This is a genomic window from Streptosporangium sp. NPDC006013 (genome assembly GCF_040614275.1).
Lineage (GTDB): Bacteria > Actinomycetota > Actinomycetes > Streptosporangiales > Streptosporangiaceae > Streptosporangium.
The window spans coordinates 1-13616 of the sequence record NZ_JBEXUE010000277.1; the positions used below are offsets into that span (position 1 = coordinate 1).

Annotated in this window: 13 protein-coding genes and 1 riboswitch; of the genes, 7 read left to right on the plus strand and 6 right to left on the minus strand. The window is 70.1% G+C overall.

The window, feature by feature from the left end:
• On the minus strand, window positions 1-233 hold a 233-nt coding region (locus tag ABZ260_RS32615; RefSeq protein ID WP_355625469.1), incomplete at its 3' end, for a hypothetical protein.
• Between the two features lie 153 nt (window positions 234-386).
• Between ABZ260_RS32615 and ABZ260_RS32620 the strand changes: the two genes are divergently transcribed.
• The 7 genes from ABZ260_RS32620 (at window position 387) to ABZ260_RS32650 (ending at window position 9505) form a co-directional block, all read left to right on the plus strand.
• The gene (locus ABZ260_RS32620) at window positions 387-662 is read left to right on the plus strand and encodes a hypothetical protein (protein WP_355625471.1); all 276 of its coding nucleotides are present in this window, start codon (window positions 387-389) and stop codon (window positions 660-662) included.
• Between the two features lie 11 nt (window positions 663-673).
• The gene (glmS, locus tag ABZ260_RS32625; RefSeq protein WP_355625473.1) at window positions 674-2494 is read left to right on the plus strand and encodes a glutamine--fructose-6-phosphate transaminase (isomerizing); all 1821 of its coding nucleotides are present in this window, start codon (window positions 674-676) and stop codon (window positions 2492-2494) included.
• Between the two features lie 105 nt (window positions 2495-2599).
• Window positions 2600-3622, plus strand: a complete 1023-nt coding sequence (locus ABZ260_RS32630; RefSeq protein ID WP_355625475.1) for a tripartite tricarboxylate transporter substrate-binding protein — start codon at window positions 2600-2602, stop codon at window positions 3620-3622.
• Window positions 3623-3626: 4 nt separating this feature from the next.
• Window positions 3627-3829: riboswitch (cobalamin riboswitch) on the plus strand.
• Window positions 3830-3944: 115 nt separating this feature from the next.
• Window positions 3945-6224, plus strand: coding sequence for a ribonucleoside-diphosphate reductase subunit alpha (locus ABZ260_RS32635; RefSeq protein ID WP_355625477.1), 2280 nt, complete (start codon window positions 3945-3947; stop codon window positions 6222-6224).
• A 66-nt stretch (window positions 6225-6290) separates the two neighbouring features.
• A complete protein-coding gene (locus tag ABZ260_RS32640) occupies window positions 6291-7286 on the plus strand; it encodes a ribonucleotide-diphosphate reductase subunit beta (protein ID WP_355625479.1) in 996 nt (331 codons plus the stop codon).
• 45 nt (window positions 7287-7331) lie between these two features.
• The gene (locus ABZ260_RS32645) at window positions 7332-8447 is read left to right on the plus strand and encodes a mechanosensitive ion channel domain-containing protein (protein ID WP_355625481.1); all 1116 of its coding nucleotides are present in this window, start codon (window positions 7332-7334) and stop codon (window positions 8445-8447) included.
• A 257-nt stretch (window positions 8448-8704) separates the two neighbouring features.
• Window positions 8705-9505, plus strand: coding sequence for an enoyl-CoA hydratase/isomerase family protein (locus ABZ260_RS32650; protein ID WP_355625483.1), 801 nt, complete (start codon window positions 8705-8707; stop codon window positions 9503-9505).
• Here the strand turns inward: ABZ260_RS32650 and ABZ260_RS32655 are convergent.
• The 5 genes from ABZ260_RS32655 to ABZ260_RS32675 all read right to left on the minus strand — a co-directional run bounded on the left by ABZ260_RS32655 (window position 9484) and on the right by ABZ260_RS32675 (window position 13421).
• Complete coding sequence (locus ABZ260_RS32655) at window positions 9484-9855, minus strand: VOC family protein (RefSeq protein ID WP_355625485.1); 372 nt, start codon at window positions 9853-9855, stop codon at window positions 9484-9486. The genes ABZ260_RS32650 and ABZ260_RS32655 overlap by 22 nt on opposite strands.
• A gap of 218 nt (window positions 9856-10073) precedes the next feature.
• Window positions 10074-10799 carry a TetR family transcriptional regulator gene (locus ABZ260_RS32660; protein WP_355625487.1) on the minus strand — a complete coding sequence of 242 codons (726 nt, stop codon included), beginning with the start codon at window positions 10797-10799 and terminating at the stop codon, window positions 10074-10076.
• Between the two features lie 24 nt (window positions 10800-10823).
• The gene (locus tag ABZ260_RS32665; protein WP_355625489.1) at window positions 10824-11054 is read right to left on the minus strand and encodes a hypothetical protein; all 231 of its coding nucleotides are present in this window, start codon (window positions 11052-11054) and stop codon (window positions 10824-10826) included.
• Window positions 11038-12909: an ABC transporter ATP-binding protein gene (locus tag ABZ260_RS32670; RefSeq protein WP_355625491.1), complete on the minus strand. Its 1872-nt coding sequence runs from the start codon at window positions 12907-12909 to the stop codon at window positions 11038-11040. Before ABZ260_RS32670 ends, ABZ260_RS32665 begins: the two co-directional genes overlap by 17 nt.
• Window positions 12906-13421, minus strand: a complete 516-nt coding sequence (locus ABZ260_RS32675; RefSeq protein ID WP_355625493.1) for a hypothetical protein — start codon at window positions 13419-13421, stop codon at window positions 12906-12908. The genes ABZ260_RS32670 and ABZ260_RS32675 overlap by 4 nt, the downstream gene beginning before the upstream one ends.
• Between the last annotated feature and the right edge of the window lie 195 nt (window positions 13422-13616).

Sequence of the window (13616 nt, forward strand, 5' to 3'; positions counted from 1 at the left end):
ATCACAACTACACTCTTTCCCTCCTCGACGCTCTTCCGATCTCCCGTTCCCGCCGATGGCGGCGTGTCGGCGACGGTGCCGGCGACGGTGCCGGAGGAGGTCGCGGTCGTGGCGGGTGCCGGGCGCTTCCGGGGCCGTGTCACCTGATCCCCCGGGTGTGCCGCCTGTGCTGGGACGGCCGAGACCAGTACGGCGAGAGCGGCGACGACGGTGATCCCCGGCAGGCGGCGCATGATGGTTCCTCCCCCTCTGATGGCTACTTAGAGTTATCAGAGATTGCCGATTGTCGCGCGTTGCGGCGAGGTTGCGGCATTGTGGAGATTCTCTGCCCGGAATCGGGCAGAAAACTTGGTGTGCTCTCTCCCGGATGCGTATGGTCCTGCTCTGTGCCCACGACACGGCATCCGTATGAGGATCTGATCACCCACCTGACCCGGACGAGTGCCCTCGGCCCGGGCGAAGCGGCGCGAGTCGTCGCCGACGTGCTTGCCTACTTCTCCGAACCCCTTGAGGATTTCGTCAGGCGGCGTCACGCGGAGCTCAAGGGGAGAGGGCTGGTCAATGACGAGATCTTCCCCAGGCTGGCCGCCGAGCTGGCGGTACGCCGTGTCGCGGCACCCGAACTCTCCCTGCGCCAGCTGCGCCGGATCGTCTATGGATAAGGAACGGTTACATGTGTGGAATCGTGGCCTATGTAGGGCCCAAGGACGCGGCCCCCATCCTGCTGGAGGGTCTGCAGCGTCTTGAGTACCGGGGCTACGACTCGGCCGGGGTGGTGGTCTCCAACAAGGGTCTGAAGATGCGCAAGGTCAAGGGCCGGGTGGCCGACCTGGCGGCGGTCGTGCCCGCGCGGTTCAAGGGCGGGCTGGGCATCGGCCACACCCGCTGGGCCACCCACGGCGCGCCCAGTGACGTCAACGCCCACCCTCATCTGTCCACCGACGAGCGCATCGCCATCGTGCACAACGGCATCATCGAGAACGCCGACGAGCTGCGCGCCAAGCTGGAGGCCGACGGCGCGATCTTCCTGTCGGAGACCGACACCGAGGTGCTCTCGCACCTGATCGCCCGTACGGTCAAGGAGGCCGACTCCCTGGAGGAGGCCGTCAGGACCGCGCTCAAGCGGGTCGTCGGCACGTACGGCATCGCGGTGATCGACTCCGAGCGCCCCGGCGAGGTGGTGGTGGCCCGCAACGGAAGCCCCATCGTGCTGGGCATCGGTGAGAAGGAGATGTTCGCCGCGTCGGACGTCGCCGCGCTGGTCCGCTACACCCGCCAGGTGGTCCACCTGGAGGACGGCGAGATCGCCGTGCTCAAGGCGGACGGGTTCAACACCTTCGCCAGCGACGCGCGGGAGACGGCCAAGGAGACGCTGACCGTCGACTGGGAGGCGGGACACTACGACACGGGCGGTTACGAGCACTACCTGCTCAAGGAGATCTCCGAGCAGCCCGACACCGTGGCCAGGACGCTTCGCGGGCGTCTGGACGACCGCTTCCACATCGCCCACCTGGGCGGCCTCAACATGGACGCGCGGGAGACCCGCTCGTTCCGCCGGGTGAAGATCATCGGCTGTGGTTCCGCGTACTACTCGGGCCAGATCGGCGCGCAGCTCATCGAGGAGCTGGCGCGCATTCCGGCCGACGCGGAGCCGGCCAGCGAGTTCCGCTACCGCAGCCCGGTGGTGGAGGCGGACACCCTGTATGTGGCGATCAGCCAGTCGGGGGAGACCTACGACACCCTCGCCGCCGTCCAGGAGCTCAAGCGCAAGGGCGGCCGGGTGCTCGGCATCGTCAACACCGTGGGCAGCGCGATCGCCCGTGAGTGCGACGGCGGCGTCTACCTGCACGCGGGGCCCGAGGTCTCGGTGGCGAGCACGAAGGCGTTCACCTCGACCGCCGTGGCCTTCGCGCTGCTCGCGCTGCACCTCGGCCGGGTGCGTGACCTGTCCCCCGCCGACGGCCGCCGGATCTGCGAGGGCCTGCGGAGGCTGCCGGACCAGATCAAGGAGATCCTGACGCTGGAGCCGCGGCTCAAGGAGCTGGCGCAGAAGTACGCCGATGCGCCGAGCATGATGTTCGTGGGCCGGGTCCGGGGATATCCGGTGGCCCGCGAGGGCGCGCAGAAGCTCAAGGAGATCTCCTATGTGCACGCCGAGGCGTACCCGGCCAGCGAGCTCAAGCACGGGCCGCTGGCGCTGATCGGCCCGGACATGCCGACCGTGGCGATCGTCCCCGACGACGAGCTGCTGGACAAGAACCTCACCACGCTGGGTGAGATCCGCGCCCGGGGCGGCCGGGTGCTCATGGTCGGTCACCGCGCGGCCGACCCCAAGCTGGCCGACGACTGCGTCGTGGTGCCCAGGAACGAGACCGAGCTGGACCCGATCCTGCTGTCGATCCCGCTCCAGCTCTTCGCCTACCATGCCGCCGTGGCACTGGGGCGGGACGTCGACAAGCCCCGCAACCTGGCCAAGAGCGTCACGGTGGAGTGAGACGGCTCGCGGGGCGGCCGCCGGTGGTGGCCGCCCCCAGCCTGTAACAGATAGCGATAAGGAGGTAACCTACGGTATAGGGGGTTCTTGGGGGAAGGGGCGCTTATGCTCCGTAGGAGGTTTTTCGCGCTGGCGGCGGGTGCCATGGTCGTCGCGGGCTGCGACCTGAACGATGACTCCGCCGACTCGGCCGTGGGCCGCCTGAGCATCCTCGAACCCACCGCCGACGGCCACGGCTGGGACGGCATCGCGGGCAGGCTCGCCTCCGTCCTGGTCCTGTCGGGGCTGGCGCGCTCCGCCATGGCCGTCGAGCGGCCGGGAGCCCTGGGTTCCGTCCCGCGTGACGCGTTCGGCGCCGTACACGGCTCGTTCACGCGCGAGGGCAGGCTGCTCGTCACCGCGATGCCGATGGTGACGGCCGCGGAGATCGCCAACACCACCGCGGTGGTGGACGCCGCCACCCCTCTCGCCCGCCTGGTCGGCGACTGGGCGGTCCTGGTCGTCCCCTCGGACTCCCGCCTGCGCACCTTCGAGGACTTCGCCGCGGAGCTGCGCCGCAACCCGGCGGTGCTGACGGTCGGCGGCCGGCCGGAGGGCGGTTCCGACCACGTGCTCTACGGCATGATCGGCAAGTGCCTCGGGGTGGACGCCCGGTTGCTGGAGTACGCGGGGTTCCTCGGCGCCGAGGATGCCGCCGAGGCGCTCCAGGTCGGACGGGTGGCGGCCCTGCTGGGGTCGGCCCGCGCCCTGCGGCCCGAGATCGCCGCGGGCCGCCTGCGTCCCCTGGTGGTCTCCTCGGGCAGCCGGCTCGACGGGATCGACGCGCCGACGCTCCTGGAGGTCGAGGTCCGGCTGGAGTACAGCGACTGGTGCGGCCTGCTGGGACCCAAGGGCATGAGCCAGGCGGACCGGGACGCCGCGATCGCCCTGTGTGACAGGATCGACGCCGCGCCGCGCTGGCGCGCCCTGTGCGCGGCCAATGGATGGAGCCGGGTCTACCTCGGCGGTGACGACTTCCGCCAGTGGCTCTTCACCGAGACGGCCCGCACCCGCGGGGTGCTTCACGAGCTCGGGCTGCTGAAGTCCTCCGACACAACTTGTTGGGGTAGTTGCGTCAGACGCCCCTAGATGTAGGATCCTGCTCGTTGCTGGTTCGCCCCGGGAGGGGCGAGGCAAGAGGGAACCCGGTGAGATTCCGGGACTGCCCCGCAGCGGTGAACGGGAACGAAAGCCGTCATGTGAGCACTGGGTGAACCATGCCCGGGAAGCGACGGCCGGTAGGCATGCGCAGGGCGCCCGTGAGTCCGAAGACCTGCCGGTGACGTGATTGTCCAGGGCCTCGTGGGAGGGCCCGCGGAACGAGGCGGTCCGGCGTGCCCGGGATCGCTCGCGGACGCGTGCCCCTCCGGCGGAGCCGTACGGGGAAGTCAGAGCGAGCGAGGAACACCACGTGACACAGGCCTTGGCAGAGACCGCAGCAGAGACCGCAGCAGGGATCGCGGCAGGGATCGCGGCGGGAACCGTGGCGGAGAACGCCGGGAACGCGCCGGTCGATCGCAGGCTGGCCATCGACGAGGCGGCGGCCCGGGTGATCACCGACCCCGAGAACTCCAGGGTCGCCGCCGCGCTGCTGGCCGAGCTGATCGCCGACGAGGCCGCCGAGCACGACGTCCGCGACTTCTCCGAGTCGGTCGCCGCGACGCACGAGGCGGGGCTGATCGCCGACGGGCTCGCGGAGTTCGTGGCCGCCCACGCCGGGGTCCTGGACGCGCTCATCGAGCCGGACGCCGACGCCAGATTCGAGTACTTCGGGCTGCGTACCGTCTACGACCGCTACCTGCTGCGTCACCCGCGCACCCGCAAGGTGCTGGAGCGTCCGCAGCACTTCTTCCTCCGGGTGGCCTGTGGCCTGTCCGAGACCGTCGAGGAGGCCGCCGAGCTGTACGCGCTCATGGCCACCCTGTCCTACCTGCCCAGCTCGCCCACGCTGTTCAACTCCGGCTCGCGCAGGCCCCAGCTCTCCTCGTGCTTCCTGCTCGACTCGCCCCGCGACGAGCTGGAGGCCATCTACGAGCGCTACGGGCAGGTCGCGCGGCTGTCGAAGTACGCCGGGGGCATCGGGATCGCCTGGAGCCGGATCCGCTCGCGGGGCTCGCTGATCCGTGGTACCAACGGCCATTCCAACGGCATCGTGCCCTGGCTGCGCACCCTGGACGCAAGCGTCGCCGCGGTCAACCAGGGCGGCCGCCGCAAGGGTGCGGCCTGCGTCTATCTGGAGCCCTGGCACGCCGACATCGAGGAGTTCCTCGAACTGCGCGACAACACCGGCGAGGAGGCCCGCCGCACGCACAACCTGAACCTGGCCAACTGGATCCCCGACGAGTTCATGCGCCGGGTCGAGGCCGACGGCGTGTGGTCACTGTTCGACCCCAAGGAGGTCCCGCACCTCACCGACCTGTACGGTGCCGCGTTCGACGACGCCTACCGGGCCGCCGAGGCCGAGGGCCGGTTCACCGCGCAGCTCCCCGCCCGCACCCTGTACGGCCGGATGATGCGCACGCTCGCCCAGACCGGCAACGGCTGGATGACCTTCAAGGACGCGGCCAACCGGACCTCCAACCAGACGGCCAGGCCGGAAAACGTCATCCATCTGTCGAACCTTTGCACCGAGATCCTCGAGGTCACCAGCAACGCCGAGACCGCGGTCTGCAACCTCGGCTCGATCAACCTGGCCGCCCACCTGTCCGGGGACTCCGGAGACGGGATCGACTGGGCGCGGCTGCGCGCGACGGTCCGCACCGCCGTGCGGTTCCTCGACCGCACCATCGACCTGGGCTTCTACCCGACCCCCGAGGCCCGGGCCGCCAACCAGAGGTGGCGCCCGATCGGGCTCGGCGTGATGGGCCTGGCCGACGTGCTGTTCACGCTGCGGCTGCCGTTCGACTCGCCGCGGGCGCTGGAGCTGTCCACCCGGATCTCCGAGGAGATCGCGCTGGCCGCCTACCGGACCTCCTCGGACCTGGCCGCGGAGCGGGGCCGCCATCCCTCGTACCGGGAGACCAGGGCCGCCGCCGGGGTGCTCCACCCCGACCACTACGGGGCCGCGACGTCGGCCGCGTGGACGGAGCTCAGGGAGCGGATCGCCGGAACGGGGCTGCGTAACTCGCTGATGATCGCGATCGCGCCCACGGCCACGATCGCCTCCATCGCCGGTTGCTACGAGTGCATCGAGCCGCAGGTCTCCAACATCTTCAAGCGCGAGACCCTCTCGGGTGAGTTCCTCCAGGTCAACCGCTACCTCGTCGCCGACCTGCGGGCCCGGGGGCTGTGGACCTCGCGGATCCGTGACGCGATCAAGCGCGCCGACGGCTCCGTTCAGGACATTCCCGAGATCCCCGCCGACCTGAAGCTGCTCTACCGGACCGCCTGGGAGCTGCCGCAGAAGGCGCTGATCGACCTGGCCGCCGCACGCACCCCGTACATCGACCAGTCGCAGTCGCTGAACCTGTTCATGGCCACGCCGACCATCGGCAAGCTCTCCTCGATGTACGCCTACGCCTGGAAGTCGGGCCTGAAGACCACCTACTACCTGCGCTCGCGCCCGGCCACCCGGATCGCGCAGGCCACCGTGGCGGCACCGGTGGCCGGGGAGGTCCCCGTCCCCGTCCTCGACCCCCAGGCCGTCGCCTGCTCCCTGGAGAACCCCGAGTACTGCGACGCCTGCCAGTAGGCCTGCCGGCGGCCCGTCCCGAGGGCACCCCGTCACCCCTCAGCCACTCCGAAAGGCATTTTCCCGATGTTGCTCGACCCCGGCATGGACCTCACCCTGCGGCCGATGCGCTACCCCGAGTTCTACGAGCGCTACCGGGCCGCGATCCGCAACACCTGGACCGTCGAGGAGGTGGATCTCGCCTCCGACCTGGCGGACCTGGCGAGGATGACGCCCGAGGAGCGTCACCTGATCAACCGCCTCGTGGCGTTCTTCGCCACCGGCGACTCGATCGTGGCCAACAACCTCGTCCTCAACCTCTACCAGCACCTCAACGCCCCCGAGGCGCGTCTCTATCTCAGCAGGCAGCTGTTCGAGGAGGCGGTGCACGTCCAGTTCTACCTGACCCTGCTGGACACCTACCTGCCCGACCACGACGAGCGGGTCAAGGCGTTCGCCGCGGTCGAGCACATCCCCTCGATCCGCGACAAGGCGGAGTTCTGCTTCCGCTGGATCGACTCGCTCGGCGGGCTGACCCGGCTGGAGACCCGGGAGGACCGGCGGACGTTCCTGCTCAACCTGATCTGCTTCGCGGCGTGCATCGAGGGCCTGTTCTTCTACGGGGCCTTCGCCTACGTCTACTGGTTCCGCGCCAGAGGGCTGCTCAGCGGCCTGGCCACCGGGACGAACTGGGTCTTCCGTGATGAGTCCATGCACATGGAGTTCGCCTTCGGCGTCGTGGAGACCGTGCGGGCCGAGGAGCCCGGCCTGTTCGACGACAAGCTCACCGAGCAGGTCACCCGGATGATCGAGGAGGCGGTGGCGGCCGAACTGGCCTTCGCGGCCGACCTGTGCGGCGACGGCCTGCCGGGAATGGGGGTGGAGCAGATGCGACGCTACCTTGAGTACGTGGCCGACCAGCGGCTGGTCAGGCTCCAGATGCCCGTCCGGTACGGCACGGCCAACCCGTTCGCGTTCATGGAGTTGCAGGACGTGCAGGAGCTGGCCAACTTCTTCGAGCGGCGGGTTTCGGCCTACCAGATAGCCGTCGAGGGGAATGTCGCTTTCGACGAGTCCTTCTGATTGGCTGATGGTCCGGGGAAGAGAGCGACGAAGGGGAAGTCGTCAGTGTCCAGCTGGATCATCATGATCATTTCCGTGGCCGCCGCAGTCGTGGCGGTGGAGGTGGTGCGCAGGGTGCTGCGCTCACGGCTGATCGGTGAGAAGTGGGCGCTCGCCGGTCCGGTCGTGAGCCGCTGCACCTGGCCGGGGTTCGCCATGGCCGCCGTGGCGACCGCCTACACCGCCTACGAGCCCGGTATGGCGGAGGGCTCGGTCAGCCAGGTGATCGACCGCGGCCTCAGCGTGGCGATGATCGGGTGCGCCACCTGGCTGGTCATCCAGGCCGCCTACGCCGTCACCGACGTGGTCCTGGACCGCCTGGTCACGGTCCAGGGCGAGGGCAACCGCAGGGCACGCCGCATCCGCACCCAGATCACCCTGGTCCGCAGGGTCGCCTCGGCGGTGATAATCGTGGTGGCGCTGGGCGCGATGCTCTTCACCTTCCCCCAGGTACGGGCGCTCGGCGCCGGTCTGCTGGCCTCGGCCGGGATCGCCGGCGTCGTCGTCGGCATCGCCGCCCAGTCGACACTGGGCAACCTGCTCGCCGGCCTTCAGCTGGCCTTCAGCGACGCGCTCCGCCTGGACGACGTCGTCGTGGTGAAGGGCGAGTGGGGCCGCATCGAGGAGCTCAGCCTGACCTACGTGGTGCTGCGGCTGTGGGACGAGCGCCGGCTGGTCCTGCCCGTCTCCTACTTCACGACCAACCCGTTCGAGAACTGGACCCGGCACAGCAGCAGGGTGATCGGCCACGTGTTCATCCGGGTCGACTGGTCGGTGCCGGTCGAGGAACTGCGCACCGAGCTCTACCACGCCCTGCGGGTGCACCCGCTCTGGGACCAGAAGGACTGGACCATCCAGGTCACCGACACCCTTCCCAACGGGCTGCTGGAGTTGCGCGCCCTGATGAGCGCCGCCGACTCCGCCAGCGCCTGGGACCTCAAGTGCGACATCCGCGAGCACCTGGTGGCCTTCGTCCGCGAGAAGTATCCCCAGGCTCTGCCTCGCTTCCGGGTCGAGAATCCGCCCATGCCCGCCTCCCTTCCCGGGACGCTCACCGGCCTGACGGCGCCGGCACCGGGGCGTTCCGGCGATGAGGATGGCGATCGGCCGGCTCCGTCCTGAGGCGACCGGTTTCTTGGGCCGGCCGCGTCGGGAGTGCGGTCCGGAGGTGTCCCGCGATGTCCGGTGGGCCGAGTCCTCCGGATGTCTCGGATACCGAGGTCGCGGCGGCACCCGTCGCGGCCACCGCGGACGTTCGGGCGCGGTGCCGCACAGGAGTGCTCACTGCGGGGGGGGCAAATGATGCCGAACATGTGGTTTCTCATACTTTGGGGCGGTCTGACGACAAGATCATGAAGCGTACCGGGAGAATCTATCCCGTGCAGATCTCCGAAGGCTTTGAACTGTCCGTTGACCAGCATGTCGCCACATTGAGGATCAACCGCCCAGAGAAGCGCAACGCGCTGAGCGCGGCCATGTGGCGGGCCCTGCCCGCGCTGCTCGCGCCGCTGGCGGACGATCCGGCCGTGCGGGTGCTGGTGCTCACCGGGGCGGCAGGTACCTTCTGCTCAGGGGCCGACATCTCGGAGATCGCCGAACTCGCCGGAAACGGCGACGAGAGCGGCGATGACACGGGGGCGACAGTCGCCGCGGAGCGGGCGCTGGCGGAGTTCCCCAAACCGGTGATCGCGATGATCGAGGGCTTCTGCGTGGGCGGCGGCTGCCAGCTCGCCCTCGCCTGTGACCTGCGCCTGGCCGCCGAGGGAGCCCGTTTCGGCATCACTCCCGCCAAGCTCGGCATCGTCTACCCGCCGAGCTCCACCCGCCGCCTCACCGCCGCCGTCGGCCCGTCCACCGCCAAGTTCCTGCTCTTCTCCGCGGAGCTCATCGGTGCCGACCGTGCCCTGCGCACCGGCCTGGTGGACGAGGTCCTGCCGGCAGCGGAGCTGTCCGAGCGCGTGTACGGCCTCGCCCGCACCCTGGCCGGCCGCTCCCAGCTGACGGTGGCCGCCGCGAAGGAGATCGTGGACGGCCGCGCCGACGAGGCGCGCTTCCTGCTGTGGCAGAAGGAGGCGCGTGAGGAGGTCACCGAGGGCGTCGCGGCCTTCCTCGAACGTCGTCCGCCCCGCTTCACCTGGACCGGCCCGGGGCGTGGCGGTCAGTCGGACATGACCTCGTAGAGGTTGCCCGTCTCGTCCGCGAAGAACAGGCCGCGAGGGCGGAGTGGATGGTCGATCCGCCCGTTGTCGTGGTGGGCGGGGTGGTTGCCGTACGGCACGCCCCGGTCCTCGAGCCGGGCGAGGATCCCGTCGAAGGTGGCCGGGTCGACGTCGAAGGCCAGGTGGTGCCCTTCGGGGTCTTCCACGGTCATGAAGTCGAGGGTGAGGGACCCGTTCACCCGGACCGGGGCGAAGTGACCGTGTGCTCCGGCGGGCGGCAGGCACTCCAGGTTCATGATGCCCGCGAAGAAGTCGGCCGCCTCCTGCTTGTCGAGCGCGGGCACGATGGTGTGGTTCAACGTGATCGTCATTGCGGGGGCCTTTCGGTGGGGTCTTCGGGATCGTCCGAGGACGGGGCAGACGGGTGCGGTCAGGTGAGATCGGGGTGGAGTGGGCAGGGGAGGTGACCGCCGGGCACCCGGTAGGCCGCGACGCCCTCCTTCGGCCGTGACGCTCCGAAGCGGCGGCCCCGGGTGTCGGCCGGGCGGATGAGACCGAGCGAGACCGGGCCGGCCCACGGCGAGCCGGCTCAGGTCAGGGCACCGTGGACGAACACGTCGACGAGGTCGGCACTCAGCTCGGGGACGCCCTCCGGCTGGCGGGCGCCGGCGAACACCATGGCGAGGAAGAGCGCGGCCAGGCGTTCCGGGGGCAGCCGGAGGGAGTCGCGCTCGGGCTCGAACAACTCGGCCAGCGCCGTGCGGGTCTCCCTGAACGAGGACTCCCGGTCAAGCCGGGCCGCATCCTCGCGCTCCGGTGACGGATCTCCCTCCCCTCGGTCCGGGGCGGGCGTTCCGGCCTCCCGCTTCGGCGGAGAGGGCGCGCCCGCAGGGGCCCGGGACGCCGCCTCGGGGCCTCGAGGGGGAAGCCGCACACCGGGGCGGTCGCGAGGGCGGCGCCCTGAGGCGTGCAGGGCGGCGATGACGGTGCCGATCCGGGCCATGTGCGCCCGCATCGCGTCGGCGGCCTCGACGAGACGCCCGGCCAGCGGTTGGTCGAGCGGGATCGCGGCGAGCTGCTCCAGCACCTGGTCCGGGCGGAGCGCCTCGGCCATGCAGGCGTCGAGCAACTCGTCCTTGTCGGTGAACGCCCGGAAGATCGTGGCCTCGCCGATTCCGGCGGCTCTGGCGATCTGGGCGGTGGTCACCGCCGCGCCGTACTCGGCGACCAGGGGGAGGGCGACGGCCACGATCATCTGGCGGCGCCGCTCCGGGCTCATTCCCGGCGCGCGCCGTCGGGCGGTGGTGGTTTCCATGCTCCCAGTTTGCGGAGTGAGTGCTCACTCCGTCAATGGCTCCTGACCCACAGGTAGGGAAGCCGCCATCTGTGAAGCGGTGAGCTTGGCCATGGTGACGGGGTGGAAGCCGAGGACGTCAGCAGCGATGGGGGCCGGGCTGTCCTGGATGTGCCGACGGATCGCGGCTCCCCGGGCGGCGATGGCCGGAACGCCCATGCGGGTGATCTGCTCGGCGAGCCATTCGGGGGGCACCCGGTCACTGAACGCCGGCATCCTCGCGATAGCCCCTGGCCTGCACCTCGAACAGCTGGGAGTATCCTCCGCCCGCGGCCATGAGGTCGTCGTGCGTTCCCTGCTCGACGATCCGGCCGTCGCCGAGTACGACGATCAGGTCCGCGTCGCGGACAGAACCGAGCCGGTGCGACACGAGCAGGCTGGTGCGCCCCATGCGATGCTCGCGCAGCCGCCGGTGCATCTCGTACTCGGCCTGCGCGTCCAGGCCCGAGCTGGGTTCGTCGAGGATGAGCAGGTCGCGCCGCTCGCGCACCATCGTGCGGGCCAGGGCCAGACGCTGCCACTGGCCTCCGGAGAGCAGCACCCCGGTCTGCGTGTCCTCCTCCTCGTCCCCGAAGAAAATCCGGCTCAGCAGCGTGTCGTAGCCTCGGGGCAGCGCCTCGACGATGTCGTGGACGTCCGCCATCCCGGCGGCGGCCTGGATCCTGGCGCGGTCGGACAGAGCCTCGATCTCCCCCACCCCGATGTTCTCCGCCGCGGTCAGGTCGTAGCTCATGTAGTCCTGGAAGAGCACGCCCATCCTGGCGCGCAGTTCGGCAGGTGGTACGGCGCGCAGGTCCACGCCGTCCCAGAGGATCGATCCCCGGGACGGATCGTAGAACCGGCACAGCAGCTTGATCAAAGTGCTCTTGCCGGCCCCGTTGAGCCCCACCAGCGCGACCGACGTGCCGTGCGGGATCGTCAGGTCGACTCCCCGCAGCACCCATGGGTGGCTCTCGTCGTATCGGAACCACACATCGCGCAGCTCGATGCCCCGCCGCAGCGCGGGCAGCGTGGCGGCCGGCCCCTCCGTGGAGCGACGCGGCGACGGCAGGTCGTCGGGCAGCGATGTCACCTGTTCGTGGTAGCCGAACAGGGACAGCGCCTGGCGGGCGTTGGCCACGTTCTCCACCACCGAGATCAGTGCACCCTGCGTTCCGGCCACGGAGGCGGCGAACGCGGTCACGTCGCCGAGGCTCAACCGGCCGTCCACCGCCGCGTACACCGCCCAGATCAACCCCGCGCCGCTGACCGCGGCGGAGAGCGTCGCGAGCAGCGACTGGGTGAGCGCCTCCCGCCGGTCCAGCCGCCGCTCACCGGCCTGGACGGTGGCCAGCTCTCCGAACATCCGATCCTTGAGGAAGCCGCCCAGCCCGAAGAGCCGGACCTCTTTCGCGGCCTGCACGTCGGTGATCATGGAGGAGTAGAAGAGCTGCCGCCGGATCGACGTGGACTGCCCGGCGATCATCATCATCCGCCGCTTCTCCAGCGACATCCGGGCGACCAGGGCGGGGATCGCCGCCAGCGCCACCAGTCCCGCCATGAGCGGGCTCAGCACGGCCAGGGCGGCCAAGAGGCTGACCAGCGTGATGGCATTGCGCCCGATGTCGAACAGACCCGAGGTGATGGGCGCCAACGTGCTTCCCGAAGCCTGGGTGGCCAGGCGCAGCCCGTCCAGAAACGCCGGATTCTCGAACCTCGACAGGCCCTGGAATCCGTTTACCGCCGTGTACAGGCGGTCCTGCATCAGGCGATCCAGCCTGCGCTCCGACTCGGCCCGCAGGTACATGATGAGCTGCGGCAGCACCCCGGAGACCAGCCCGATGGCGGTGAGGCCGCTGACCGGCAGCAGTACCTGGTCGGGGCGACCGGTCGCCAGCTCGTCGATGAGAAGCTTCGTCATCCACACGGTCCCCACGGGCAGCAGGCCGCCGACGACGGTGACCGCCAACTGGGACGCCGCCAGACCGGGTCCGGCCCGCCAGCACAGTGACGTCACCGTGCCGACAGCTCGCAGCAGCCGCCGCAGCCGGCCCTCACCTGGCTTCGCGTCGGAGGCCAGGGATGCCGTCACTTCGCCGACGCCATCTCGGCGAGGGTGGTGAGTTCCGTCTGCGCCGCCACGATCGTGCCGTCCGGGCCGACGCGCAAGAACGTCGGGAAGGCTTCGACGCCGACCGCCTTCACCAGGCTGTCGGCGCGTTCGGCCGTGATGACGCCCGACACGCCGGCAACCATCTGGACAAGGTCGTCGGCCCTCGGACCGGCACCGGAGATGACCGCCATGGCAGCCTGGGTGCGGGCCGTGACGGCGAACTGTGGCGCGTGCTCGTGGCACGCGTCGCAGTTGACGTCGAAGAACGCCACGAGTTGCGGCCGGTCGACACCGTCGGTGTCGGTGTCGCTCCAGGGCAGGGTGCGTCCGACCAGGACTCCCGGGTCGTAAGGAGCGAACCGCGTCCCTCCGGCGAGGCGCGCCAGCTCGGCGGTGTGCTCGCGAAGGCGGCGCAGCACCGCGAAGGTGAGCAGCAGGTCGAGGACGCAGAGCACGCCGACCAGCACGACGGCGGCGATCAGGAAAGGCATCGGACAACCTCACTTAAGGACGTCAGGCGCCGGCACATCAGTGCGGCGAGCCGGAAGTGGTGAACAGGTCCATCAGATCGTCGAGGCGCACCACGATCAGGACGCCCACGGCGGCGGTGGCCAGTGCGAGTGCGACACCGGCCGGGAGTCGTACAGGGCGCTGGGCTCCTTCGGGTCGGCGCGCAGGGTCCGGGT

Excerpts from the sequence above, each read along its gene's own strand:
- glmS (WP_355625473.1), top strand. The coding sequence starts at position 674 with ATGTGTGGAATCGTGGCCTATGTAGGGCCCAAGGACGCGGCCCCCATC.
- ABZ260_RS32630 (WP_355625475.1), top strand. The coding sequence starts at position 2,600 with ATGCTCCGTAGGAGGTTTTTCGCGCTGGCGGCGGGTGCCATGGTCGTC.
- ABZ260_RS32640 (WP_355625479.1), top strand. The coding sequence starts at position 6,291 with ATGTTGCTCGACCCCGGCATGGACCTCACCCTGCGGCCGATGCGCTAC.
- ABZ260_RS32655 (WP_355625485.1), bottom strand. The coding sequence starts at position 9,855 with ATGACGATCACGTTGAACCACACCATCGTGCCCGCGCTCGACAAGCAG.
- ABZ260_RS32660 (WP_355625487.1), bottom strand. The coding sequence starts at position 10,799 with ATGGAAACCACCACCGCCCGACGGCGCGCGCCGGGAATGAGCCCGGAG.
- ABZ260_RS32665 (WP_355625489.1), bottom strand. The coding sequence starts at position 11,054 with ATGCCGGCGTTCAGTGACCGGGTGCCCCCCGAATGGCTCGCCGAGCAG.
- ABZ260_RS32675 (WP_355625493.1), bottom strand. The coding sequence starts at position 13,421 with ATGCCTTTCCTGATCGCCGCCGTCGTGCTGGTCGGCGTGCTCTGCGTC.